This window comes from Paraburkholderia acidicola, from assembly GCF_002362315.1.
Classification (GTDB): Bacteria; Pseudomonadota; Gammaproteobacteria; order Burkholderiales; family Burkholderiaceae; genus Paraburkholderia; species Paraburkholderia acidicola.
Genome location: NZ_MTZV01000006.1, coordinates 2,454,504 through 2,480,047 on the forward strand (window position 1 = coordinate 2,454,504; position 25,544 = coordinate 2,480,047).

The window sequence follows — 25,544 nt, forward strand, 5'->3', positions numbered from 1 at the left end:
CTTCTTCAAGCGAATCGGAGCACTCGATGTTAAAGATGCTGATCCCGGTGGTGGATCACGGCGGTGCGGTACAGGCCGCGCGCTATGCAGCGTTCATGTTTCTCGAGCACTGCGTGTCCGAAGTCGAGTTGCTCGAGGTGCTAGAGCCGGTCGATCAGGGACGCGCCGCAGCGTTTCACTCGCGCAGCGCACTGCTTCGAAAAGAGAAACACGCGATGCTCGCGCCGCTGATCGAGGCACGTTCGATTCTCGAAGATGCCGGCGTTCCGTACAAATGGAAGCGCGTGTTCGGGCACGGCACGAAAGCGATTGCCGCCTACGCGGCCACGACTCAATCGGATGTCGTGGTGATCGATGCCAGCCATTTCGGTTTTTTCCGCAGACTGATCGTGCTCGCCAACCTGTGGAGACACACGACTACTCCGGTGACGATGCTTCACTAGCCACTACCTGCCGGCCACTCAAGACGCTCAGGAAAAAAACACAAACGACAGCGTAAGCACCACATAGATCGCGATTCCAGCCGTCGGTTGTCCGGCTGCGATCGCCATCACTGCCGCAACCGTTGCGGCTCCGGTAAGCACAAACCGGTAACGCCGGCGGGTCTGCCGGCCGGTCATTCCGGCAACGCGTGGTGCCGCCGTACCGCGGCGAATATTCAGGCTGGACATGGTGAAGCCTCGCTGATCGATCCGGCGATTCTGTCAGTACGCGTATATCCGGCGTGTAAAGAAGGCCCCGGAAAGCGCAAAATAGCGGTATTCGCCGCGTCACGAGCCGTTCCGCTTCTCAACGGCCACCCAACCCTCCATCCGGCAAAGTAATACGGCTGACATCGCTTAAGCCGATAATCGCCGGTTGACGCCGCGCTGCACGGGCGTACTGCTTACCCTCTTATTTCCGCCGCCAAGGAGAATCGCGATGAACGAGCAGGATCAGAGACCGGAAGCACTGCTGGCGGAGCGGCAACGTCGCTTCGAGGAAGACCTGGTCGACGCGTACGACGAGGAACTCGAAATGGAAGTGGACGACCGCCTGCTCGACGGCGCAGCGGGCATGACGCCCGAAGCCCGCGATGCGCGCAAGACCTACTTTCGCGAACTGTTTCGCCTGCAGGGCGAACTCGTGAAGCTGCAGGACTGGATCGTCAAGACCGGTCACCGGATGGTCGTGATCTTCGAAGGTCGCGATGCGGCAGGTAAGGGTGGTGCGATCAAGCGCATCACGCAACGGCTCAATCCGCGCGTGTGCCGCGTTGTGGCACTGCCGGCGCCGAGCAATCGCGAGCGCACGCAATGGTATTTCCAGCGCTATGCGACGCATCTGCCGGCAGGCGGCGAAATGGTGCTGTTCGATCGTAGCTGGTACAACCGCGCAGGCGTTGAACGCGTGATGGGTTTTTGTACCGACGATGAATACGAAGAGTTTTTCCGCTCGGTTCCCGAGTTCGAAAAGATGCTGGTACGCAGCGGTGTGCAGATCCTGAAGTACTGGTTTTCGATCACCGACGAAGAGCAGGAAATCCGCTTCCAGGCGCGTATTCAGGACCCGTTGAAGCAATGGAAGCTGAGCCCGATGGATCTGGAAAGCCGGCGCCGCTGGGAAGCGTACACGCATGCAAAGGAAGTGATGCTGCAGCGTTCGCACATTCCCGAAGCGCCGTGGTGGGTCGTGCAGGCCGTCGACAAGAAGCGCGCGCGGCTCAACTGCATTCATCACTTGCTGAGCCAGGTGCCGTATCACGAGATCGATCATCCGGGCGTCTCGCTGCCCGAGCGTGTGCACCACGCCGAATACATCCGCCAGCCGGTGCCGACCGAACTCATCGTGCCCGAGATCTACTGAGTACGCGGCACGCGTATGCGTCCACTGATGTTCGCCGGTGGACAGGTGGACAGCAAAAAAAAGCAGCGCGGCGAACCGCGCTGCTCAATCGCTGATGCACCTTTAATCTTTCGTCCTTCATTTGCGGTAGCCGGCGCATGTGCACCGGCTACCGCGTCATGCGTTCAGAACACCTGGCGAAACAACCAGTAGAGCATCGCCGACAACGCGATCGACACTGGCAACGTCAGCACCCACGCGAGCACGAGGCTACGCACGGTGTTCCATTGCAGCCCCGAGCCGTTTGCCGCCATCGTGCCCGCTACGCCGGACGACAGCACGTGCGTCGTCGATACCGGCAGGCCGTACATATCCGCGGCACCGATGGTCACCATCGCAACGAGTTCGGCCGATGCACCCTGGCCGTAGGTCAGATGCTGCTTGCCGATCTTCTCGCCGACTGTCACCACGATGCGTTTCCAGCCGACCATCGTGCCGAGCCCTAGCGCGATCGCTACCGCGACCTTGACCCACGTCGGAATGAACTTCGTCGCGTGATCGGTCTGCTTCTTGAAGTTGTCGATGGCCTTTGCATCGTTGGGCGCGAATGCCGGCTGTTTTGCCTTGTCGATCAGACGGATCGCTTCGGACGCGACATACATGTTGTTGCGCACGTTATCGACGATGTCTTGCGGAACGTTCGCCATCGAACCCGAGTCGCCAACCTGCTTGCCGATCTGGGTCGTCAACTGCTGCAGCGCGGGCACGGTGGCTGGCGTCAGTTGGCGCGTGCGCACATAGTCTTCGACATCGCGACGCGGATTGGTCGAAGGCGGTGCGCCGTTCGTATATTTCGCCAGCGATGTCGACGCCTGTTCTGCGACAGCGACGAAGGTCTGCGATTCGGCGGGTGTGACGGCCTTGTTCAGTGCGTAGGCGGTCGGCACGGTGCCGATCAGGATCAGCATGATGAGGCCCATGCCCTTCTGGCCGTCATTCGAACCATGCGCGAACGACACGCCGGTGCAGGTGAGAATCAGCAGCGCGCGAATCCAGAACGGCGGCGGTTCGTTGCCCTTCGGCTCGGCATACAGCGCGGGCACGCGTACGAGTGCCTTGAGCACGAGCAGCAGCAGTGCGGCGAGCAGGAAACCGATGATCGGCGAGAACACCAGCGACTTGCCGACGCCGAGCGCCTGGTTCCAGTCGACGCCACTCGTACCCGATGCGCCATGCAGCATCGAGTTCATCAGCCCGACGCCGATGATCGAGCCGATCAGCGTATGCGAGCTCGATGAAGGCAGACCGAAGTACCAGGTGCCGAGATTCCAGATGATCGCGGCGATCAGCAGCGCGAACACCATCGAGAAGCCGGCGCCGTTGCCGACTTGCAGGATCAGTTCGACGGGCAACAACTGCAGGATGCCGAACGCGACCGCACCGGTCGAGGTCAGCACGCCGAGAAAATTCCACGTACCGGACCAGATGACCGCGAGGTTCGGCGTCAACGAATGCGTATAGATGACCGTGGCGACAGCGTTCGCCGTGTCATGAAAACCGTTGACGAACTCGAAACCGAGCGCGATGACCAGCGCGAAGCCGAGCAGCAGATAGGGCAGCAGCGACGACTGCCGCACCGGCGCGAGGTCGTCGAGCAGATGCGTCGCGCAGTAAGCGGCGCCGCCGGCGATGACGAGCAGGAAGATAAAAAGGCCGATGTTGCGACGGCCGGCAGGGGCGTTCGACTGCGGATACGAAAGTTCCGGCATGGCCTGTGTCTCATGTGGGGTCGCGGGGACTTCGATCGTGGTGGGGGCGTGTGTCGTGAAGATGACAAATCGGTGTCGGGTATGCCCCTTATATGGGCGTAAGGTTGCTGACGCTTATGCGGCATGGTTGTCCGGACACCTCCGGATTTGCCCCAGGGCGAGAGATTCAGGGGGGTTCGCGGGAAAGGCAGATTTGCGCGGCGATGGATCGGAACTGGAGGCGGTGCCACACCACGAAAAACAAAAAAGCACGTTGATACTTTTTTGAGTTGTGGTCCATGGGGGGGGCCGTGATAATCGGGCCGACGCGTTCCGATTATCTAGCTGTCCGAATTTGCGCTGCCACTTCCATGCGTGCCACAGGCTTTGGCGCAAACGCTTGCACGCTCTGACGAAACCGAAGGGGAGACGATGAAAATGACAACGCAATTCAGAAGTAGAGATCGGGCCGATGCAGCGAAACCGGTTCTCGCACGCAGGCAGATAAAACTCGCACTCGTTGCTGCGAGCGTGCTGTTTTCGAACGGCGTGTTCGCCGACAACGTCAACAGTGACGACGCGACTTCGGCGGCAACACGCTATCCGATCATTCTCGTCCACGGCGTTGCAGGAACCGACAAGATTGGCTTTGGCGAAGTGGGCGCGGATACGCTCAATCCGCTCGACATCCTGTCGAACCTGGACAAGGCGATTGGCATCTACTGGTACGGCATGGTCCAGCCGCTGCGCGATCATGGCGCCACGGTCTATACGGCCACGCTGTCTTCATGGGAGAGCGATGCCGTACGCGGCGACGAGCTGTACAAGGCCGTGCAACAGGTCGAGATGATCACCGGCGCAAAGAAGGTCAATCTGATTGCGCATAGCCAGGGCGGCCAGGCTTCGCGGATCGTCGCGGCACTGCACCCGGACGAAGTGGCATCCATCACGACGATCGCCGCTCCGTTGCGCGGCGCTCCGCTTTCGGACGATGTCGGCACGCTATTGAGTGCCGTTCAGAAACTGCCCGGTGGTTCGCTGCTGGTCGACGCGGTTTTATTTGCGCTGAATGCGTCGGGCTTCATCACCAATCTCGTTTCCGGATTCGCGTTGCCACAAGACGCACTGGGCGCGCAAAAGAGTCTTTCGTCGGCGGGCTCGGCCGAACTCAACCAGCAGCTGGATGCGTCGCTCGCGCCCGGCTCGGCATCCGGCCTCGGGGCAGACTGCAAGACGAGCGGCGCCGCCTATGAGGACCGACAGGTCACCGTGTCGGGCCAATCGACACCTGCTACCTACCGGACGCTTCTTTACTCATGGACCGGCAAGGGCGGCCCGGTCGGCAGCTACACGAACCTGTCGTTTCCGCTTGGCTTCGTCGTGGGCAACTTGCTGGGGATTGCGTCGCAGCTCAACACCGGTGAGAGCGATGGACTCGTTCCCGTGTGCAGTGCGCGCTTCGGCAGCATCATCTCGACCGACTATCTGTGGAACCATGCCACCGAAGTCAACCAGCCGCTCGGACTGAAGAACTACAACACCGCCGATCCCGTGACGGTCTTGCTGAATCAGGCACGTCGCCTGAAAGCGGATGGTGTTTGAGATGCGGCTGCCGCTTCCCGCGATCGCAGCGTGTGGCGTAGCAGGCGCGATTGCGTTGATCTCCCTGTACGCCGTCCATCCATTCAGGGAAGGAAACAGGGCACCGGAGATCGCGCTGGCGCAGGCCGGTGGCGACAGCCGTCCTGCTACGGCGCAGCCTGTCTATGCGGCGCATCCAGCGATCCGACCAGCGTCACTGGCCGGTGTGCCGGTGCCTGATGGCCTGCGGGCTGATTCGCACGGCGATCTGATCCGCGACAAGGCGTTGCGCGACTACTTCGACTATTTCCTCGCCGCGCAGGACGAGTTGAAATCGGACGAGCGACTCCGGCAGTTCGTCAGGGGTGACATGGAGACGCGCATACAGGGTGCCGCGTTGTCGCAGGCGGAAGATCTCTGGGACCGCTATCGGCGGTATCTGGCGGAGGCGAGCACGCCGGCTCAGGGTGCGGTTGGCGATGCGACGCAGCTCGATGGTGTCGAACGCGCGCTGGCTGCGCGGGAGTCTTTGCAGAGCCGCGATCTGCCTGACGTCGCAAGCGCATGGTTCGGTGACGAGAACCGGCATGCCGAATTTTCGCTGGCGCAAATGCGCATCGCGTCGGACACGTCACTCAGTGCCGACGAGCGGAAACGGCAACTGGAAGCACTGAACGCCGGTCTGCCGAAGAACGAGCAGACGCAACTCGCGGCAGCCGGCAAACCCGCGGCATTGGGCAAGCTCATTGCAGGCATGAACGCACAGGGCGCAACGGATGATGCGATTGCCAGCAGGATCGCAACCGATTTCGGCGCCGACGTCGCCCAGCGTTATCTGCAAAGCCGGCAACAGGACACGCAGTGGAAAAATCGCTACGACGGGTACGCCGTGCAGCGAGACGCGATTCGCCAGCAACCGGGTTTATCCGATGCCGAGAGAACCCAGCAGATCGATGCATTGAGACAGCAATACTTCGGTGATCGTACCGAGGTGTTGCATGCCTACCTCTCGGATGCCGGAAACCGCTGACGCTTGCCGAAGGCCATTCCGCTATCTGGACCGTAGTGAACAACGCTTGCTTCTTCCGAGGGACATGTCATGGGCTTACGTACTTCCAGACCGTTTGTTGCTGCTCTGCTTGCGATGATCTGCGCTACCGGCGCAGCACCTGCCATTGCAGGCCCATCGACGAGAGTCGGATTCTGGGCCGGCGAAAATCCCACGCTCTGCGTGATTCCCGGCAGCGACCCGTTGTCGTGCCCGTCGCAAAAGCAGAACTTCACGCCGGATCTCTGGAAGCTCCTGAAGAAAGAGAATGGCTTCCTGAACCTCGCGGTCGTGTACGGAGCGGATTTCGGCACCGTGGATGGAGTCACGCATCGGGATGACGGTTTGAACCTGATCAAGGAAGCTAACGCACAGGGCGTACCGATCAATGCGTGGATCCTGCTGCCGCTCTCCGAAAATACGTTTGCGAACAAGCAGAATGCCCAGTATGAGAAAGCCGCTGTTGCGGCGTTGATCAAATGGGAGACTGACAATAACCTGCAGATCAACGAGATTGCGCTGGATCTCGAGTTCCCGATTGGATGGAAGATCTTCACGGATGCATTGCACGGAAAGTATCCGGACATCAATGATCTGAAGACCCTGAACTTCAATCCGAAAGAGCAATGCGCGGCGGTCAAGACGTACGCAGAGGCGATTTCCTATGCGCATGACAATGGGGTGAAGATCGTCGGCTCTCCGTTGCCGTTCGTCCCGGCGGATCTGGACGCGGGCAACATGGCGCTGCAGGACATGTTGAATCTCGGCCCCGTGTTCCAGGGCGGCTACGACCAGTTGTTCATTCAGGCGTATCGCGCTCAGGGTCCTATCGACCTCGGGTCAGGCTTCGTTGCGGCGCAATACAAGAGCATGCAGAAATACTTCGGCGCGGCGGGGCAGGTGACGCTTGGCAACGCCGGCAAGCTGCAAGGCGGGTATTCCGACGTCAACAACATGGTTGCCGACGTGCGGATGCTGGCCGGACTCGGCGCGACCGATATTCCGATCTTCGATCTCGACGGATCGGTTGATGCGTACGGTCTCGACGGGATTCAGAAGATCTTCGATGCGGCGAAAAATCCGATGAGCGATGCAGAGCTTGCAAAAGCCACCCAGCCTTCGGTCCTCGGCAGCGCGGCGCTCGTCGCGTTCAAGGGGCTGCAGGGTGTCGCCTATAACCTGACACCTTATGCAACCGCGCTTGGCGGACAGGTGCAGGTTCCGAATCCGTATCCGGACGGCTGTGACGCCGGCAAGATCGATCCGTTGAAGACGCAATAGCGCGCGGCACACTGGGGCGTCAGGGGCGCGCGTAAAATAGGGCCGGCTGGTGAGCCCACTACGCCGAGAGTCTGCACGCAGAGACGCCCTTGAAACGAAAGATGCCCGCGCTGAACGCGCTCAAAGCCTTCGAGGTTGCCGGACACACCGGCAGCTTCACGCGCGCCGCCGAACAGCTGAACGTTACGCAGAGCGCGGTCAGCCGGCAGGTGAGGCAGCTGGAGGAGCAGCTCGGCGAAGCGTTGCTGCAGCGGCACCATCACCGGCTCGAACTGACGGCGGCGGGCCGCGTGTTGTTGCAGGCGCTGCAGCAATCGTTCGACAAGATCGAGCTGACGGTGCGCAGCATTCAGGAGAAAACCCACCTCAACCGCCTGCGCATCAATGCACCGCCTACCTTCGCGAGCCGCTGGCTGATGCCGCGGCTCGGCCGTCTGCGCGACGAGCACCCCGAACTGGAACTGAGCCTGTCGACGCGCGTCGAGGACAATCTCGCTGAATCGGCCGTGCTCGATTGCGCGATCCGTTTCGGTAACGGCGAATGGGAAGGGCTGGACCAGCAGTTGCTGATGAACGAGCGGCATATCGCGGTGTGCGCGCCCGCGCTGCTGGCGCGGCAGCCTGCGCAACAGCCGATCGATCTGAACCAGTTCACGCTGCTACACGTCCTTGCCAGCGACGACCAGCGCTATCAGACCTGGCAGCACTGGCTGAACGCAGCCGGAATTGCGGGCGTCGATACGACGGGCGGTTATGAGTTCGATCTGCTCGATCTGGCGATTCGCGCGGCGATCGACGGGTTGGGTATTACGATTGCCGACCGTCACATGATCGCGCGCGAACTGGCGAGCGGCCAGCTGGTGCCGGTGTTGAACGTGCATGTGGACGGTCATCAGTCGTACTGGTTCGTCACGCGCCCCGAGCAGGGCGATCTGCCGCAACTCACGCTGTTTCGCGACTGGCTGCGGCAGGAGGTATGGCTGGCGGCGCGTGTGCTGGATAGTTCGTCGGGGGTGCCGCTGGTGCTGTGAGAGGGCGCCAGACGGGTGCGGCGCAGGTATGAAGTCCCGCCGTGCGGTGGTGCTTACGGCTTGGCAATCCGCCTTAGCAGATCAAGCAGCGTCGCCGCAGGAAACGGCTTCCGCAGAAACCCGCTGATCGCGACCGTCGGCGGCGATCCTACCGCCGATGTCAACACAACCGGCACATCGGCAAGTTGCGGCACGGCTTTCAGTGCGTCGATGAGCGCAATGCCGTCCATGCCCGGCATCATCCAGTCCGAGACGACAATATCGGGGCGTTCCGCGCACGCCGAGCGGATGGCCAGCATGCCGTCTGCCGCCGTCCGCACACGATAGCCATGCCCTTTCAGCAGTGTTTCCAGTGCACGCAGCAGGTTGAGGTCGTCTTCGACCAGCAGTATCGTTGTCATGACTATCCTAGAGCTTGCTTGCCCGGTAGCAATGCATGTTCCAGAGGCGCCGCGCGGGTTCGATTCATGTGGCGATTCCCCTGTTTTCTCACTAGCGAGGTCTCATGCGTTCATTCCGTCGTACCGTCTATATGGCGTGCGCCGCCTGCTTCGCGATGTCAGCCGGCATGGCGCAGGCCGCGAGTTTCGATTGCGCGCAGGCACAGCAGCCCGATGAGCGCGCGATATGCGCGTCCCGTCAGTTAAGCGAAATGGATGTAGAAATGGCGGTGCGCTATGAGATGCTTACCGGGCTCGTCGCGATGGGCACCCGTGGCGACATGCAGGAAGCGCAGCATGACTGGTTGCAGAACCGGGCCCACTGCGGGGCGTCGCGCTCGTGTCTGACGTCGATGTACCGTGCGCGTATCAATGTGCTGAAGGCGCAGTACCAGCAGCTAAAAAGCCGCGGACCGTTCTGACAAGGTACGCGGTATGCGGGGAGTGGAAGACGGATAAAGCGGCCGTCGAGCCGCATTCAGGACGACGCGCCGTGCGTGGTTTCGTTTTCCGGACGAACGAACGACATCACCTGGTTGCGTCCCGCGGCTTTCGCCGCATAGAGCTGCTCGTCGGCGGCGGCCAGCAGTTCGAGCGCCGTGCCGCCGTTCGACGGCACGCAACTCGCGCTGCCGATGCTGACCGTCACCGCTTCCTGTGTGCCCGGTGCATGCGTGAAACGCAGCGACTCGACTGTCCGGCGGATTTTCTCGGCTAGTCTGGCCGCGCCCGCCGCCGGCGTGCCGGGCAGTATCACCGCGAATTCCTCGCCGCCGTAGCGCGCGACGACATCAATTGAACGGCGTACGGTGGACGCGACGCAATCCGCAACGGCTGCGATGACTTCGTCGCCGGCCGCGTGACCGTGTGTATCGTTGAACCGCTTGAAGTAATCGATATCGATGAAGAGCGCCGACAGCGGCTCGCCGTTGCGGCGCGAATGCAGCCATGCTTCGTCGAGCCGCTGGTCGAGTGTGCGGCGATTCGCGAGACCGGTGAGCGGATCGGTGGCCGCGAGCCGCAGCAGTTCGCCCTCGGCGAGTATCTTGTCGCGCACCGCGAACGCCAGCAGCCACGATACCCCGATGACGACCATGGCCAGCGCGAACGTCAGCACCGCGGCGATTGCACTGCGCTTGCGCCAGCTGGCGAGTATGTCGTCGATGGCGGGTGCGACCACGGCCAGCAGCGGGGTGCCGGGTACGCGTGCATAGGTGTACATGCGCGTCACGCCGTCGATGGCGGAGACCGTCACAAACGACCCCGCCGAGGAGTGCCCGGCGATATACGCGAAGACCGGCGAACGCACGATGCTGGTCCCGATCTCGTTCGACGTGAGTGGCTTGCGGGCAAGCAGTGTGCCGTCGTCGAGTGAAATGAACACCGAACCCGACGGGCCTGTGTTGATCTTGTCGAGCAGGTGCTGGAAGTACTCGATGCGGATGGCAAGCAGCGCGACGCCGGCGAACTGACCGGCGGGCGCATCGATGCGTCGTGTCAGGCCGATCGACAGCTTGTGATCGCGCAGCCGCGAGCGAAACGGATGCGAGATGAATAAGCCGACCGACGCACCGCGTTGATGAACGAGGAAGTAATCGCGATCGCCGAGTCCGATCAACGGGTTGATCTCGCCGCTTTGTTCGGCCTTGACCTTGCCGTCGGTGCCGAGAATGTAGGCGCCGCCGAGGTAGCCGGCATCGGTCGCGCGATCGAACAGAACGGCTTGCCGAAGGCCAGGCGAGAGCTGCCAGGTCAACGGCCGTTGCGCGCCGTCGACCATCGCACGCAGCGAGAGATTGTAGATTTCGATGTTTCTTTCGAGGTCGCTGCCGATAATCGCGACGAGGCTTTGCGACGTTTCGTGCGCATGGGTCAACGCATCGGCACGCCCCGCGTACAGCGAGACGAAGGTCAGGCCGGCCATCGCCACGGCGACGGCTGTACCGGCGATTCCCGCGACAAACGGGTGATTGCCGACCGCCCGCGCAAGCGCAGCCTCCCACGCGAGCGTTCTCTTGCGCAGACGCTGGTGCAATGGGAAAACCGGTTTGAGTACGGACATGTCCCCTCTATCGTCTCGTCTGGACCGTTGTTATTTATGCGGTGCTGCCCCTGTTACCCCTGCTGCTCCCGATTGTGATCCTAGCCGAAGGGCGCGGGTAGGCGCAATGCGTGGGCGAGCCGATGGGCGGGACTAGCTCGCGGGCGTTGCGGCGAAGAAACCGAGGTATCCGTAGGCGCGTGTGGTGGCCGGCGGCGCCGCCAGCGCACCGACCGATGTCAGCGTTTCGACAGTTTCGTGGCGGTTGGAGATGAGGTTCCACGGCGTGGCGTGTGTATGGCGGTGGTCGTGCGCTTTGTCGTGCATGCCGTCGGGAATGGCATCGAGTGCGGCAAGCAGCACGTCAGATTCGGGTGCATATGTGACGAAGCCTTCGTTCGCCAGCGCGGCATGCTCCACGCCGAGTGCCGCGCACAGCTGCGCCTTGATCGACACATCGCGCGCACTGGCGGCGCGGGCCTGATCGATCGATGCCTGGACCTCGCTATCGATGAGCTGTCCGTGCCGGATCATCGGCGTGCCTTGCCATGCGTCGGGAGGGCATCCCTTGTTTGCTGGTGCGAGCACGACGAACGGATTGATTTCGGCGGGATAGATGCGGCACACGAGCGGTCGCTCGTGATAGATGCCGCAGCGCATGTCGGCGCCAAGATTCGGGCAGGCGCCGTCGAACGTAGCGACCAGCAGCACGGCGATCCGCACTGGCAGCGTGCCGCTCGCAGCGGGAAACGAACGGGCTCGCCGGTACTGCGCCTCGCGATTCTCCGCAGCGGGTTCGACGGGCCACGGTATTGCTTCGCACATCAACTCGACGCGGCCGCCGCGTTGCAGCCAGGCGCGGGCTTCGTCGACGGTTAGCGCAAGCCGCAGCCCGTGACAGCATTTGCCGCACATCGTGCAGTCGAAATCGAGGTCGTTCATTGGGGGTTGTTTCCGTTCTTATGGCGCCTGGCGCTCGCCATCAGACCACTCGGGTAGAAAATGGTCAACTGCGGCTTACCTGTGGATTGCAGCGCAGATCTTATACGGAGGATTTATTGGCTTCGCACGCCGATCGCCGATAATGCAGCGGCATCGTCGTGCGCGGGGTCGCACGTGGTGTTTCAACTGTCTGTCACTGAACATTTGCGAGCATTGGATGAAAAGAATAGGGAAGGTATTGCTGGGTGTGCTGCTGGTCGTTTCGAGCGGCGCGTATGCGAAAGACTGGTCGACGATCCGTTTCGGTGTCGACGCCAGTTATCCGCCGTTCGAATCGAAGGCCGCCGACGGCAAACTGGTCGGTTTCGACATCGATGTTGGCAATGAACTGTGCCGGCGTCTGAACGCGAAATGCGTGTGGGTCGAGAATGCCTTTGACGGCATGATTCCCGGCCTCAAGGCGCGCAAATTCGACGGCGTGCTGTCGACCCTGTCGATGACACCCGCACGCGTCAAACAGATCGCGTTCTCATCGAAGATCTTCCATGTGCCGACGCGTCTTGTTGCAAAGAAAGGCTCGAACATCGAGCCGACTGCCGCGTCGCTCGCGGGTAAATCAGTCGGTGTCGAGCAGGGCTCGATGCAGGAGACTTACGCGAAGACACACTGGGGCGCGCATGGTGTCAACGTCGTGTCGTATGCGGACCAGGACCAGGTGTACGTGGACCTGCTGGCGGGGCGACTCGATGCGTCGTTGCAGAATGCCGTGCAGGCCGAGCGCGGTTTTCTCAATACGTCGCGCGGCGCGCCTTATGCGTTTGCCGGACCGGTACTCGATGACAGCGCGATTTTCGGTCCGGGCACAGGGATCGGTCTGCGCAAGGAAGATACCGACCTGAAGGAGAAACTCGATGCAGCGATTGCCGCGATGATCAAGGACGGAACGTACAAGCGCATCGCGGACAGGTATTTCGACTTCGACGTGTACGGCGGCTGATCAGTAGGTCTTGTACGGCAGGAACTTGCCGGACAGCACCACCTTGACACGATCGCCTTTGGGATCGGCTTCGCGTTGAATGTCCATCGAGAAATCGATGGCGCTCATGATGCCGTCGCCGAATTCCTCGTGAATCAGTTCCTTGATGGTCGTGCCGTAAACATTGACGATCTCGTACCAGCGATAGATCAGCGGATCGGTCGGCACGGCGTTCGGCAACGAACCCTTGTACGGCACGATCTGCAACCACGCGACCGCTTCGTCCGACAGGCCGAATATTTCGCCGGCGGTTTCGGCCTGACTGCGGGTGAAGGTCATCTGGCCGAGACACGCGGCGGTCGTCCACTCCTTGCTCTGGCCGATCCGCTCTGCGACGTCGCCCCACTTCAACCCCCTGGCGACCTTGGCGGAAACGATCATCCGGGTGACTTCGTCGCGGCTCGATATCATGTTGTGCTCCATAGAAAGAAGTGAAAAAGCGGCGATGCGGACCGTTCAAAGCTTCGCATTGACGCGTTTTCGAGGCAAGGTCGGAAAAAATTCAGGATTTCTGCTCAATATGTAACTGACAGCACTGGGGCGCTCCCGGGCTTCGAGGGTTTGCATCGAAGGCCGCCATACAAGGGTTTGCGCCCAGTGTGAGGGGAAATGCGGCGAACCGAAAGCATCCCCCTGACGCCTTTCCGGGTATGTCCCGGCCCGACCGTTTTGGTTTATTCGGGTCCATCAGGAGTATCCTTCGCGGACATCTTACTGATGCGTTACACCGACTGACCGCAGATCGCACGCGCGACGCCCTGTCACGAAGATTCTTACCGTGGGTTACACCCGGCAGGATTCCGTAACGTCAACGACACATTCGTAACCCGACGCGTAGTCCGATGCGATAGTCTTCACACCTGATTTTTCGAGCGGCGATGTTCCTGCAGGAGTATCGGCCGATCGGGCAACGCGTAGCCTGCTTCGCCCTGGTGTTTTTCGGCCCTTTACAAGCAGGATGCCCTTTGGACAAATTAGGTCTGTTCCCCATCATTGCGCTGTTGCGCGTGCTCTCCGTATTGCCGTATTCGTTTGTCGCGCGCTTTGGTAGCGCACTCGGCACGACGCTATACAGGCTTCCGAGCCGCCGCAAACACATCGTGCTGGTGAACCTGCGCCTGTGTTTCCCGACGAAGAGCGCGCTCGAACACGAACAACTGGGCCGGGCGCATTTCCAGCATGTGGTGCGCAGCTATCTCGAACGCGGCATACAGTGGTTTGGAAGCGCGAAGTCGATCGACAGGATTGTGCAGATCGAAAGCGAAATCGATCTCGACGACAAGAACGCACCGCCCACCATCTTCATGGGTTTTCACTTCGTCGGTATCGAAGTGGGATGCATGCGTTATTCGACACACCTGCCGGTCGCATCGCTTTACACGCGCATGTCGAATGCGCCGATGTGCGATCTGGCCAGGCGACAACGCGGCAGGTTTGGCGCGGAGATGATCGAGCGCGCGACGAGCGCGCGCAAGATCGTTGGTTTGCTGCGTTCGGGCAAGCCCGTCATGCTTGCCGCGGATATGGACCAGGGTGTCGACAACTCGGTCTTCGTGCCGTTCTTCGGCGTAGAGGCCTGTACGCTCACGTCGATTTCGCGCCTCGCGAAACTCGGACGTGCGCGAGTCGTGCCGTTCGTGACTGAAGTGCTGCCGGATTTTCGCGGCTACAAGCTAACCATTTTCAAACCGCTCAGCGACTACCCCTCCAGCAGCGAAACCGTCGATGCACGTCGCATGAACGAGTTTCTGGAAACGCAGATTCTCAGGTTTCCCGAGCAGTATTACTGGGTGCATCGGCGGTTCAAGCATCGGCCGGTGGGGATGGCTGGGGTGTATTGAGTGGAGAATCACTGGGTCTGCACGGGAACGGCACGCGCGAGTAGAAACAACCCCGACGCAATGATCACGACTCCGATAGCACGCGCGACGCGTTCGCCATCGGGTGCCAGACGTTCGGCGGTGATGGCCGTTGTCACTGCAACCATCGCGCGCAGGTCCATGACGCCTGCGACCAGAAGGATCGCCGTCAGACCGGCACAGCTATAGCTGCAGTGAATGCCAAGGCGCAGGCCCTGTCGCCAGGCCGTATCGGCATCGAGCGGCAACGCGCGTTCACATGCTGGTGCTCGCCGGCAGCAGGCAAGGTGCCGCGCCTTCCATGCGGTGAACTGGAGCGCGCCGGCGCTCAACACAACCACAGCGGACACGAGCGGAACGGCGCGCGCCAGCGTCGGCACTTGCATCTCGAGTGCGGCCAGCGCGATGCCTGCTGGCAAGACGGCCATGCCGCATACCATCCATACGAAGAAGTACCCCATGCCCACCAGTACGGTCAGCGTGTCGGGGCGCATGACGCCTGTCCTGACGACAGCATGGCGGTATCGCCATAGCGTCGGCGTGACGGACGGCAGCATCATCGCGACGGTCATCACCATCCACATGCCAGCGAACGATGCTGCGACATCTCCCCATGTCTGACCGCACATCCGTATCCACATCATCGACAGTGTCCAGCCGCCTGGCATCGGCATACCGCTGAGTGCCGGCATTGACACACAACGGATGATCGTTAGTGCTGTGCTGACAGCGAAAATGAGCGTCGAGACTCCGAAGAAAGCGGCACCGGATGCGTTGCATCGGAAGATCTTCCGCGCCCCGACTGCGTCAACGCGACTCACGGGCCACCTCAGCGCCGATCGTATTCGTCGTGTCGATGCCACCAGACACCTGTCTCGTTGCGCCCTCGCGGAGCGCGGTCGAGCCATTGAAACATGCCCCACAGGCCGTCCAGTCCGCGCGAATAGGTGGAGTACGTGTGGTAGACGACACCATCTTCGAGCACGAATGCGCTCAGGCCAGGGCGGTCACGGATGTATGTCGGCACATCGGTGCCGCACATGGTCGCGAACGTAGCTACCGCCCCCGAGCTGTCATCGCCCTGACCCGTGCGCCGCGTTAAGGGTGCCTCGCGCCGATAGTTGTAGTCGACGGTGCCACTGCGTTGTTGCTCGTCGGTGAACCAGACGTTGAAGTCGGCGTTGAAGTCGGGATCGGAACCGCCCGCCGGTGCGGATGCCCAGGGAAACGTCCACCCCATCCGCCGTTGGTACGCCTGCAGTTTGGCGAGCGGTGCGCGCGATACCGCCGCAAGCGTGACATCGTGATGCGCGAGGTGGACAGCGAAGCCGTCGAACCCGTCTGCAATCGCAGAGCATGATGGGCAACCGGCCTTGTAGTCGGACCCAAACATGAAGTGGTAGACGAGCAGTTGCGACCGACCGTTGAAGAGATCCGCCAGCGAGGCACTTCCTTCGTCGGTGTCGAATCGGTACGCCTTGTCGACGCGGACCCACGGCAGCGCCTGGCGTTGCTGCGCCAGCTCGTCGCTGCGCCGCGTCAGCGCTTTCTCTGCGGCGAGCAAGTCGAGTCGTGCGGCCAGCCACGCTTCACGCGTTCCGGTGTGATGTGTCGTCATCGTTTTCTCCTTCGATGTTCTGCGCCGTTCGTCTCGTGTCCGATACGACTTGCGGGTTGGGGGTCGTGATAGATTAAGTCTCGCTATCGAACGGTGGGAGTGACAAGTGTGGCGGGATTGACATGAGCACTGACGCGCCCGTTGCAGCCGCTGCCCGCGCACTTGCGGTGGGTGACCCGCTCGGCGCCCTGAACTGGATCGCCTTGCGCGACGACGCGCCGGCGCTCGCGCTGCGCGGCATCGCGATGGCGCAGCTCGGCGATCTGGTTCGGGCGAAGGCGCTGATGCGACGGGCGACGCGTGCCTTCGGTCCTAAAGAGGCCGTCGCCCGTGCGCGATGTGTGGTCGCCGAAGCCGAGATCGCGCTAGCCTCACGCGATCTGAACTGGCCAGCGAAGGCGCTCGATGCCGCGCGAGCGACGCTCGAAGCGCACGGCGACCGCGTGAACGCTGCACATGCGCGGTATCTCGAAGTGAGGCGACTGCTTCTGATCGGTCGTCTCGACGACGCCGAACATGCACTTGGCGCGCTCGATCCCGCGTGGTTGCCGTCCGCGCTACGGGTGGCGCACGAACTGGTCGTTGCGGGCATCGCGCTGCGGCGTCTTCAGCCGAAGACAGCGCGCGCTGCGCTAGTGCGTGCCGGGCGAGCCGCGCATCACGCCGGTATCCCTGCGCTGATCGCGGAAGTTGAAAGCGCATCGCAGGTTCTGAACACACCGGCTGCTCGCCTGATCGCTCTGGGTGACGAGCGACTCCTGTCGCTGGACGAGGTTGAAGCGCTACTGGCATCGAAGACGTTTGTCGTGGACGCGTGCCGTCACGTCGTGCGTGACGCGCATACGGTCGTCTCGCTGGCAAAGCGGCCGATATTGTTCGAGCTTGCGCGTGCGCTCGCTGAGGCGTGGCCGACAGATGTATCGAGAGAGGTGCTGGTGACGCGGGTATTCCGCGCGAAGCGTGCCGACGAATCGTATCGGGCGCGTCTGCGCGTTGAAATCGGCCGGTTGCGTACATTGCTGCGGACACTGGCCGATGTGACGGCAACCAGGCACGGGTTTGCGCTGACACCGTACCGCGCACATGAGGTTGCCGTGCTGGCACGGCCCGACGACGAGCGGCACGCGGCGCTGCTCGCCTTGCTTGCCGACGGCGAGTCATGGTCGAGCTCGGCACTCGCGCTTGCGCTGGGAGCCAGCCAGCGCACGTTGCAGCGGGCACTCGACTCGCTTGCGCAAGACGGTAAGGTGCAACCGGTGGGGCGCGGTCGATCGCGTCGGTGGATGATGCCGCCTGTGCCCGGATTCACGACGTTGTTGTTACTCCCCGCGTCACTATCGAACGATTAGGATGGCAGCATGAACCGATCAACAGCCGAAATCCTTCGCGAATATGGCCCCTTCGAGGGTGTCGATAGCGTGCATGGCGTCACGTATGACGGCCAGCATGTCTGGTTCGCATCCGGAGACAAACTGAACGCGCTCGATCCAGCAAGCGGAACCATGCTGCGTTCGATCGAAGTCGCTGCGCACGCGGGATCTGCGTTCGATGGCCAGCACCTGTTTCAGATTGCCGGCGACACTATCCAGAAGCTCGATGCGCAGACCGGCGATGTGCTCACCACGATTCCCGCACCTGCCGGCGGTAACAACTCGGGGCTCGCGTGGGCCGAGGGGACGCTGTGGGTCGGGCAGTATCGCGACCGGAAGATTCATCAGATCGATCCTCAAACAGGTACGATTCTTCGTACTATCGAGTCCAACCGTTTTGTCACCGGTGTGACCTGGGTCGATGGACAGTTGTGGCATGCCACCTGGGAAGACGACGCGAGCGAACTAAGGCACGTCGATCCTCACACGGGCGAGATCATCGAAAGTCTCGAGATGCCGTCGGGAGTCCATGTGTCGGGACTCGAGTCGGACGGTGGAGAGCAGTTCTTCTGCGGTGGCGGAAACAGCGGGAAGTTGCGCGCGGTCCGGCGACCGAGGCGAGCACCTGTCGATGCGTCGAGCGAATAAACGAAGTCGCCCTTCACGGGCCTTGATCGAATACGTTAGCGTGACGCCGTTTCGTCTGGGCGATTCGCGGAATTTCCGCGGTTGTGTCTAATCCGTACGCTGACACAACCGCGGAGCCATTCAGCCCGATATCTTCGAATCCACCGGCTTTGGCGTCGGCGCCTGTGCCGCGATCAACCGCTCTGATTTCAACGTATCCCACAGCGCATCCGGAATCGGCATTGTCATCAGCGCACGATTCTCTTCGATCCGCGACGGCTGGCTGGCACCGGGGATGACACCTGCAACCGCCGGATGCGCGAGAGAAAATTGCAACGCCACCGCGCGGATATCGACGCCGAATTGCGCACAAACCTGCTTGATCTGCGTGACGCGATCGATCATCGCTTGGGGCGCCAGCTGATATTCGAAGTGCGTGCCTCCCGCGAGCAACCCCGAGTTGTACGGACCACCGACGACGATGCCAAGCCCTCTCGCTTCGCACGCCGGCATCAACTTGTTCAGTGCAGCTTCGTGATCGAGCAACGTATAGCGACCGGCAATCAGAAAGCCGTCCGGATCAGCTTGCTCAAGCGCTAGCTCACACGGCTCGACGCGATTCACGCCAAGCCCCCAGCCTTTGATAACACCTTCGTCACGCAGACGGGATAGCGCTTTCGCCGCACCCGACATCGCCACGTCGAAGACAGCGCGCCAGTTCTCGCCATGAAAATCGACGGCCGGGTCGTGAATCCACACATAGTCGAGGCGATCGGTTTGCAACCGCTTCAGGCTGTCTTCGATAGACCGTATCGTGCCTTCTGCCGTGTAGTCGTAGACGATCTTGTTCGGCAGTCCGTGTTCGAACAATCCGCCTTTCTCGCCGAGATCGCGTTCTGCCGTCGATTCGTGTTCGTCGAGGATCAGGCGGCCAACTTTGGTGCCCAGCACGTATTCATCTCTTGGGCGACCGGCCAATGCTTTTCCTAGCCGCAGTTCGGCAAGACCAGCACCGTATAACGGCGCACCGTCGAAGTAGCGGATGCCGTTGTTCCAGGCGGCATCGACTGTTGCCAGTGCTTCGTCTTCGGGGATGTCGCGATACATGTTGCCCAGCGGCGCGGTGCCGAAACCAAGGCGTGATGGAATGGTGATTCGCATGGTTACTCTTCCTTCAGTTATTTGACGGAATACTCAATCCCAGACCGGCGCGAGGCCCGCAGGGCTGACTTCGCGGCCATTGCGTTCCAGGGTAGCGATCTGCGCCATGTCCTCTTGCGTCAACTGCAATGACTGCGCGAGCAGGTTGCTGCAAAGATTTTCACGCTTCGTCGACGACGGAATCACCGAATAGCCCAGTTGCAGTGCCCAGGCGAGCGCCACCTGGGCGGGCGTCGCGCGATGACGGTCCGCGATCGCGCCGATCACCGGGTCCTTGAGCACCTTGCCGTACGCGAGCGTCATGTACGACGTGACGTGAATGTCCTGGCCTTGCAGGAACTCGACCAGCTTGCGGTTTTGCAGGTACGGGCTCAACTCGATCTGGTTCGTGGCGATCTCGTTTTTGCCGACGGCCGAGATAGCCTGCTTCGTCAGTTCGATATTGAAGTTGGAGATGCCGATCTGGCGCGTCAGGCCCGCCGCTTTGGCTTCGGCCAGTGCGCTCATGAATTCATCGAGCGCAACGCCGTTGTCTGGAGCCGGCCAATGGATCAAGGTCAGATCGACATGGTCGGTACGTAACTTCGCGAGACTGTCCTTGAGGCTCGGAATCAGCCTGGCTCGCGCATAGTTGTCGACCCAGATCTTGGTGGTGAGAAACAGCGCGTCGCGTGCTACGCCGGATTCGGCGATGCCCTGGCCGACTTCCGCCTCGTTGCCGTAGATCTGCGCGGTGTCGACGCACCGGTAGCCCAGTTCCAGGCCGTTACGTACCGAGTCGACGACGACCTGACCTTGAAGACGGAACGTACCAAGACCGAAGGAAGGAATGTTGCTCATGATGTTTTGAACCTCGAAGAGAGTGACGCGGACGAAAAACCGCTTGAAACAGGAATGATTTTTGATTTCGGATCAGCATTCACTGGCCGTGACAGCCAGGCCGCGCGCGCTGCGCTGTTGACGTTGCCGCATGATCTGGATCAACACGAGCGCAAGACCTGCCGCGGCGATCAGCGCGCCGACGATAGGCACCGCCGGGTAGCCGAAGCCCGCCGAAATGGCTGCGCCGCCTGCCGCCGCACCCAACGCATTGCCGAGATTGAACGCGCCCACGTTGACCGATGACGCAAGCCCAGGCGCTTCGGCTGCGGCACGCATCACGCGCATCTGCAGCGGCGGCACGACCGCGAAGGTTGCAACACCCCACACGAGTAGGCCGATTGCAGCGCCGGTGTGGCTTGCCGCCATCAACGGGAACGCAAGCATGACTACGATCAACAGCGCGAGGAAGCCGATCAGGCTGCCATCGAGCGAGCGATCGGCGAGCCGGCCGCCCAGTACGTTACCGATCGAGAAACCGACACCGATCAGCGCAAGCATCGCGGTGATGTAGAGCGGCGATGCGCCGGTGATATGCATCAACGTAGGCGAGATGTACGTGTACAGCGTGAACATCGCGCCTGCGCCAAGCACGGTCGTTGCCAGGGCGGCCAGCACGGCAGGACGCGTGAGTACGGCGAGTTCGTTGCGCAGGTTCGGCAGGCGTCCTGCTTCGCCCTTCGGCAGTGCCGCCAGCAAACCGGCCATCGCGATCAAACCGAGCCCGGCTGTCGCCGCAAACGACATGCGCCAACCGATTGCGTCGCCGAGCCACGTCGCGACCGGCACGCCGCCGACGTTCGCGATCGTCAGTCCCATGAACATGGTGGCGATCGCGCTAGCCTGGCGCTCGCGCGGTACGAGACTTGCCGCGACCACCGAGCCGAGTCCGAAGAACGCACCATGATTCAGACTCGTGACGAGCCGCGCGAGCAGCAACGTCGTGTAGTTCGGCGCCATCGCCGATAGCAGGTTGCCGAGCGTGAAGATGCTCATCAGCAGGATCAGTGCGGAGCGTTTCGGCCAGCGTGCGAGCGCGAGTGTCATGAGCGGTGCGCCGACCATGACGCCGATCGCATAGGCGCTGATCAGCATGCCGGCGCTCGGAATCGATACGTGAAGACTGCCGGCGATGGCGGGCAGCAGCCCCATCGGCGAGAACTCGGTCGTGCCGATACCGAACGCGCCGACGGCGAGTGCCAGCAGCGGCAGCGTCGAGCTACCGCGCGTGGCAGGTGGGGAAGAAGTAGTCGGGATCATGCTTCATGCTCCTGAATGCATAGATGAAAGTTCAACAGGAGCCAGTGTGATCGTTTTACTTTTGCAGAAAAACTGGTATATAGACGAAATTGTTTTGATTTAAAGTCAACAATGAAAACCACACTCGATGAACTGCAGACCTTCGCAACCGTGGTCGATATGGGCTCGATCACCGCGGCCGCGGAGCAACTCGACCAGACGGTCTCGGCGGCGAGCCGCACGCTCGCGAGACTCGAAGAGAAGCTGAAGACGACATTGCTGCGCCGGACTACACGCCGGCTGGAGCTGACCGAGGAAGGGCGGGCGTTTCTGCAGAACGCGCGCGCGATCATCGAACAGGTGGAGAGCGCGGAAGAACAGATGGTGGCGCGGCGCGACAAGCCGTCCGGGAGGTTGCGAATCGACGCCGCGACGCCGTTCATGCTGCACGCGATCGTGCCGCTCGTGCGCGGGTACCGGGAGCGCTATCCGCATGTCGAGCTGGAGCTGAACAGCAACGAAGGGATTATCGATCTGCTGGAACGGCGCACCGATGTAGCGATCCGGATCGGCCGGTTGAAGGATTCGACGTTGCATAGCCGGCTTATCGGTAACAGCCGGCTGCGCATACTGGCGAGTCCTGGTTTCATCGAAACGCATGGCCTGCCGCGCAAGGTCGAGGATCTTGCCAAGCATGCGCTGCTCGGGTTCAACCAGCCGGAGTCGCTGAATGTCTGGCCTGTGCTTGGCGCAGACGGCGAACCCTGGCGTATCGAGCCGACGGTCTGGTCGTCGAGCGGCGAGACGCTCAGGCAAATGGCACTGGAGGGCGTCGGTATTGCGTGCCTGTCGGATTTCATGACCGGACAGGATCGCGAATCAGGACGGCTCGTGCAGATTCTCAACCGCCAGACTCAGGATGTCCGACAGCCGATTCACGCCGTCTATTACCGGAATACGGCGATTTCTTCGCGGATTGCGTCGTTTGTTGATTATCTGGTTGAGGCGTTCAAGACGCGGCTGGTGTCTTGAGCGCCACGGCGCTTGAGCAACTGCCGGATCTGCGCAAGATAACGGTCGCCAGTGGCGTGATCGTCGTCAGCCAGCCGGGGCGTGTCCGGCGCGGGTGGCCACACGCCGAGATAACGGCAAACCGCCGACACATAAGGCTTGCGCGGTGCGTGTGCATTGCCACTGTCCGCACGGCCCGCGAGGTGACGCGCGGCGGCCGCCACACGTGCATCGCCTACATGCGTACGCAGCCAGGCCAGGGTCTGGCGATCGCTTTCATTGATGACACGAAGCAGATGTTCCATGGCGTAAACCTGTATAAACATACAGTAGTTAATATATACAGTGTTTGGGGGAGATTCAAGGCGCATCGTTGAACGCGCAAACCCACTGCGCGCTCAACCGGAGAGCCTCGATGCACCCGATGCTTGCAGATTCACCCCCCACATCACCGATTAACGTATCAAGAATGGCTGTACATCGCGTTCCAGTCGGCCTTCGTGGCAACCGGACGTCCCGCGTCCGACGAACCATTCGCGACACCGCCAACACCCGTCGCGCCATTTTGTGCCGCGACTTTCGCTTCAGCGGCCTGAATCTGTACCGGATAGGTGGTGTTGTCAGCTGCGCCAGGTTGGTATCCAGCCTTCTCCAGCTGGACGAGTTCCGCGCGCACCTGGGCGCGAGTCAAAGGCGCATTCGATTGAGCGAACACAGCAACCGGAGCAACAAGAGCGGCGGCCACGACAACGGCTTGAATGAGCGATTTCATGATAATTACCTCCAGACTTTCTTCGATTCCGCCACGAACAGCCCTGTTCGTGATTCAGTGAGTCAAGTCTAGGTAAGCGGGCGCTTAAGGTTAAGATCGGTGTTTGGAAAAGATCATTCCAGAATATGGGTAAACCCTGATCCGGCTGTAATGACCCGGCGCAGGCAGGCGAAATGGGGCGGAACACCATGACGAACGAAAAAATGACCGCGCTACCACCCGATCTCATCGAACAGCTTCGATTGCTGCACGGTGGCCCCGAGCGGCGATATCACAACTGGAGCCATATTCAGGCGCTGCTCAATCTGCTTCCCGCGGTTCGAGATCGGCTAAACGATCCGCTCGCCGTCGAATGTGCAATCGTGCTGCACGACGTCATCTATGAGCCGACGAGAAACGACAACGAAAAGAGAAGTGCGGTCCTTGCGAAAGAACTGATTAGCGGCGTAGTGCCCGACGACACAGCGAGGCGAGCGGTGCAATTAATCGAAGCAACCGAGCGTCATCTCGTCGCGGAAAACATGTCAATCGAAGACGCCGAAGACTGTCGCATCTTCCTCGACATGGACCTCTCGATTCTGGGCAGTAACGACAAGACATTCGACGACTACGAAGCGGGCATCCGATATGAGTATCGACACATCGACAAGGCTGCGTTTCGCGAGGGGCGAGCCGCCATACTCGAGCGTTTCTTGAGCAGGGAACACCTTTACATGTCCGTGTGGGGCCGCGAGAAATTCGAGGCCAAAGCGAGAGAGAATTTACAGCGTTCCTTGCAAGCGTTGCGTACCCGTCCTTAACGAGTTAATACGCCACACGGCGTCCGCGTTTTATTTGGCAAGCGCGCGAGATTTTATGCGGCACGAGTAATTTGGTCGCGCATTCCAGAATGCTAAGATCCAGAACCCTGAGAGCACTCCAATACAGTTGAGAGATTATTGATCAAGTTGGCGCAACTATTTTTATAACGATTGGAGCGCAAGTAGTGTTCAAGAATAACTGTCCGCGGTTCGCGGCTTCTCTGGTTTCAATCGCGCTTTCTGCCATCTGGTCGATCACTGCGTGTGCCGGAGATGTCGATACAGTTGCACCCGCGCCGGCTTTATCCGGCAACGCGAGCATTAATCAGCCGGCGCCAACCGATGCATCGGCTAATAAGCCGCTCACCACAACCGTCAACCCCGCTGCCACAGACCAACCCTGGCTGCACCAGACACTGAGCCTCATCAACAGCAGCCTGACGCGTTTCGGACCCTACCGCACCGGCAACGCCTATCTGGAATACGAATACTACGGAACCAACGGGCCGTTCAATCTGTACGGCTATGTCGATGCGCTCAAGATACTTGGTGCTGGTTCGCAGAACACGTCGGGTGTCTGGGATCACGGCGCACCGATATTCAGCGAACAGGAACCGCGCGTCGCGCTCGATACGCTTGCCGGGAAAAATTTTCAACTAGGTCCGTTCAAGCACATCTATCTCGCCGCCGACTGGATTTACAACCAGGGCGGTAGCCGGTCATCCGAACAGAACACGCTTTACGCAGGCTTAGGCACCGATATCGATACGCATACACCGCTGGCGTTGTCGGCAAATCTGTATCTGAACCGGGAGTGGCAGAACTATGGCCAGGCGAACGAGTTTTCCTGGGACGGCTACCGGTTCCAGATGAATTATTTCTATCCGCTTGGTCATTACCTGGGCGGCGACTTTAGCTATGCCGGTTTCTTCAACTACGATTTCGGCTCGAAGCTGCGCGAAGAAGCGGGCGACAATACCTACAGCGACACGGAGTTCGACTCGACCAACGCACTGATATACTCGTACAAGCATCTTCGCCTCGTGGCTGTGGCACGTTACTTCCACAATGGCGGCCAGTGGAATAGCTCCATGCTGAACTTCGGCAACGGCTTCTTTCAGAATCGATCGACCGGGTGGGGGTACTACCTTGAAGCCGGCTATCAGTGGGGCAAGATATAGCAGCAATGCGTTGGCGACGAAACAAAGCGCCAACGCATCGCTGTGCAGCTACAGC

At 60.9% G+C, this 25,544-nt stretch carries 27 protein-coding genes; 14 read left to right on the top strand and 13 right to left on the bottom strand.

The window, feature by feature from the left end; all coding sequences use genetic code 11:
* Positions 1-26: 26 nt before the first annotated feature.
* Positions 27-443, top strand: coding sequence for a universal stress protein (locus BWP39_RS29545; protein WP_096725725.1), 417 nt, complete (start codon positions 27-29; stop codon positions 441-443).
* A gap of 27 nt (positions 444-470) precedes the next feature.
* Here BWP39_RS29545 and BWP39_RS31660 read toward each other — a convergent pair whose 3' ends face one another.
* Positions 471-671, bottom strand: a complete 201-nt coding sequence (locus tag BWP39_RS31660) for a hypothetical protein (protein ID WP_133116972.1) — start codon at positions 669-671, stop codon at positions 471-473.
* Between the two features lie 250 nt (positions 672-921).
* Here BWP39_RS31660 and ppk2 point away from each other — a divergent pair, with 250 nt between their 5' ends.
* Positions 922-1,845, top strand: coding sequence for a polyphosphate kinase 2 (ppk2, locus tag BWP39_RS29550; protein WP_096725726.1), 924 nt, complete (start codon positions 922-924; stop codon positions 1,843-1,845).
* A gap of 164 nt (positions 1,846-2,009) precedes the next feature.
* Here the strand turns inward: ppk2 and BWP39_RS29555 are convergent, their stop codons facing one another.
* Positions 2,010-3,593, bottom strand: a complete 1,584-nt coding sequence (locus BWP39_RS29555; RefSeq protein WP_096725727.1) for an inorganic phosphate transporter — start codon at positions 3,591-3,593, stop codon at positions 2,010-2,012.
* Between the two features lie 417 nt (positions 3,594-4,010).
* On the opposite strand from BWP39_RS29555, the gene BWP39_RS29560 reads away from it, so the two are divergent.
* From BWP39_RS29560 to BWP39_RS29575, 4 genes are all read left to right on the top strand, one after another.
* Positions 4,011-5,174, top strand: a complete 1,164-nt coding sequence (locus BWP39_RS29560; RefSeq protein WP_157915198.1) for an esterase/lipase family protein — start codon at positions 4,011-4,013, stop codon at positions 5,172-5,174.
* A 1-nt stretch (position 5,175) separates the two neighbouring features.
* A complete protein-coding gene (locus BWP39_RS29565) occupies positions 5,176-6,183 on the top strand; it encodes a lipase secretion chaperone (protein WP_157915199.1) in 1,008 nt (335 codons plus the stop codon).
* Between the two features lie 69 nt (positions 6,184-6,252).
* Positions 6,253-7,482: a hypothetical protein gene (locus BWP39_RS29570; RefSeq protein ID WP_133116974.1), complete on the top strand. Its 1,230-nt coding sequence runs from the start codon at positions 6,253-6,255 to the stop codon at positions 7,480-7,482.
* 101 nt (positions 7,483-7,583) lie between these two features.
* The gene (locus BWP39_RS29575) at positions 7,584-8,513 is read left to right on the top strand and encodes a LysR substrate-binding domain-containing protein (RefSeq protein ID WP_096725731.1); all 930 of its coding nucleotides are present in this window, start codon (positions 7,584-7,586) and stop codon (positions 8,511-8,513) included.
* Positions 8,514-8,566: 53 nt separating this feature from the next.
* Here the strand turns inward: BWP39_RS29575 and BWP39_RS29580 are convergent, their stop codons facing one another.
* Entirely contained in the window at positions 8,567-8,914 is a 348-nt protein-coding gene (locus tag BWP39_RS29580) for a response regulator (protein ID WP_096725732.1), read from the bottom strand.
* A gap of 104 nt (positions 8,915-9,018) precedes the next feature.
* On the opposite strand from BWP39_RS29580, the gene BWP39_RS29585 reads away from it, so the two are divergent.
* Entirely contained in the window at positions 9,019-9,375 is a 357-nt protein-coding gene (locus BWP39_RS29585; protein WP_096725733.1) for a lysozyme inhibitor LprI family protein, read from the top strand.
* A 56-nt stretch (positions 9,376-9,431) separates the two neighbouring features.
* On the opposite strand, the gene BWP39_RS29590 is transcribed toward BWP39_RS29585, so the two are convergent.
* Both BWP39_RS29590 and BWP39_RS29595 read right to left on the bottom strand, forming a co-directional pair.
* Entirely contained in the window at positions 9,432-11,015 is a 1,584-nt protein-coding gene (locus BWP39_RS29590; RefSeq protein WP_096725734.1) for a sensor domain-containing diguanylate cyclase, read from the bottom strand.
* A 132-nt stretch (positions 11,016-11,147) separates the two neighbouring features.
* Entirely contained in the window at positions 11,148-11,936 is a 789-nt protein-coding gene (locus BWP39_RS29595; protein WP_096725735.1) for a YkgJ family cysteine cluster protein, read from the bottom strand.
* A gap of 217 nt (positions 11,937-12,153) precedes the next feature.
* Here BWP39_RS29595 and BWP39_RS29600 point away from each other — a divergent pair, with 217 nt between their 5' ends.
* Positions 12,154-12,933, top strand: coding sequence for an ABC transporter substrate-binding protein (locus BWP39_RS29600; protein WP_096725736.1), 780 nt, complete (start codon positions 12,154-12,156; stop codon positions 12,931-12,933).
* Here the strand turns inward: BWP39_RS29600 and cynS are convergent, their stop codons facing one another.
* Entirely contained in the window at positions 12,934-13,383 is a 450-nt protein-coding gene (gene cynS / locus BWP39_RS29605) for a cyanase (protein WP_096726254.1), read from the bottom strand.
* A gap of 554 nt (positions 13,384-13,937) precedes the next feature.
* Here cynS and BWP39_RS29610 point away from each other — a divergent pair.
* On the top strand, positions 13,938-14,813 hold the full coding sequence (locus tag BWP39_RS29610) for a lipid A biosynthesis lauroyl acyltransferase (RefSeq protein ID WP_096725737.1): 876 nt from the start codon (positions 13,938-13,940) through the stop codon (positions 14,811-14,813).
* A gap of 8 nt (positions 14,814-14,821) precedes the next feature.
* Here the strand turns inward: BWP39_RS29610 and BWP39_RS29615 are convergent, their stop codons facing one another.
* Positions 14,822-15,523 carry a DUF2182 domain-containing protein gene (locus tag BWP39_RS29615; RefSeq protein ID WP_207557180.1) on the bottom strand — a complete coding sequence of 234 codons (702 nt, stop codon included), beginning with the start codon at positions 15,521-15,523 and terminating at the stop codon, positions 14,822-14,824.
* 137 nt (positions 15,524-15,660) lie between these two features.
* Entirely contained in the window at positions 15,661-16,449 is a 789-nt protein-coding gene (locus BWP39_RS29620; protein WP_096725739.1) for a DUF899 domain-containing protein, read from the bottom strand.
* A gap of 122 nt (positions 16,450-16,571) precedes the next feature.
* Between BWP39_RS29620 and BWP39_RS29625 the strand changes: the two genes are divergently transcribed.
* Positions 16,572-17,798, top strand: a complete 1,227-nt coding sequence (locus tag BWP39_RS29625) for a helix-turn-helix domain-containing protein (RefSeq protein ID WP_096725740.1) — start codon at positions 16,572-16,574, stop codon at positions 17,796-17,798.
* Between the two features lie 9 nt (positions 17,799-17,807).
* A complete protein-coding gene (locus tag BWP39_RS29630; RefSeq protein WP_096725741.1) occupies positions 17,808-18,467 on the top strand; it encodes a Vgb family protein in 660 nt (219 codons plus the stop codon).
* 120 nt (positions 18,468-18,587) lie between these two features.
* On the opposite strand, the gene BWP39_RS29635 is transcribed toward BWP39_RS29630, so the two are convergent.
* From BWP39_RS29635 to BWP39_RS29645, 3 genes are all read right to left on the bottom strand, one after another.
* Positions 18,588-19,607, bottom strand: a complete 1,020-nt coding sequence (locus tag BWP39_RS29635) for an aldo/keto reductase (RefSeq protein WP_096725742.1) — start codon at positions 19,605-19,607, stop codon at positions 18,588-18,590.
* Between the two features lie 33 nt (positions 19,608-19,640).
* Positions 19,641-20,447, bottom strand: coding sequence for a 2,5-didehydrogluconate reductase DkgB (dkgB, locus tag BWP39_RS29640; protein ID WP_096725743.1), 807 nt, complete (start codon positions 20,445-20,447; stop codon positions 19,641-19,643).
* Between the two features lie 72 nt (positions 20,448-20,519).
* On the bottom strand, positions 20,520-21,746 hold the full coding sequence (locus tag BWP39_RS29645; protein ID WP_096725744.1) for an MFS transporter: 1,227 nt from the start codon (positions 21,744-21,746) through the stop codon (positions 20,520-20,522).
* A gap of 111 nt (positions 21,747-21,857) precedes the next feature.
* Between BWP39_RS29645 and BWP39_RS29650 the strand changes: the two genes are divergently transcribed.
* Positions 21,858-22,757 (top strand): LysR substrate-binding domain-containing protein, encoded by a 900-nt coding sequence (locus tag BWP39_RS29650; protein WP_096725745.1) that lies wholly within the window; start codon positions 21,858-21,860, stop codon positions 22,755-22,757.
* Here the strand turns inward: BWP39_RS29650 and BWP39_RS29655 are convergent.
* On the bottom strand, positions 22,718-23,041 hold the full coding sequence (locus tag BWP39_RS29655; protein ID WP_096725746.1) for a hypothetical protein: 324 nt from the start codon (positions 23,039-23,041) through the stop codon (positions 22,718-22,720). The genes BWP39_RS29650 and BWP39_RS29655 overlap by 40 nt on opposite strands.
* 158 nt (positions 23,042-23,199) lie before the next feature.
* Positions 23,200-23,508: a DUF4148 domain-containing protein gene (locus BWP39_RS29660; protein WP_096725747.1), complete on the bottom strand. Its 309-nt coding sequence runs from the start codon at positions 23,506-23,508 to the stop codon at positions 23,200-23,202.
* A 188-nt stretch (positions 23,509-23,696) separates the two neighbouring features.
* Here BWP39_RS29660 and BWP39_RS29665 point away from each other — a divergent pair, with 188 nt between their 5' ends.
* Positions 23,697-24,308, top strand: coding sequence for an HD domain-containing protein (locus BWP39_RS29665; protein ID WP_133116975.1), 612 nt, complete (start codon positions 23,697-23,699; stop codon positions 24,306-24,308).
* A 185-nt stretch (positions 24,309-24,493) separates the two neighbouring features.
* Positions 24,494-25,489 (top strand): nucleoside-specific channel-forming protein Tsx, encoded by a 996-nt coding sequence (tsx, locus tag BWP39_RS29670; RefSeq protein WP_235851482.1) that lies wholly within the window; start codon positions 24,494-24,496, stop codon positions 25,487-25,489.
* The last annotated feature ends 55 nt before the right edge of the window (positions 25,490-25,544 follow it).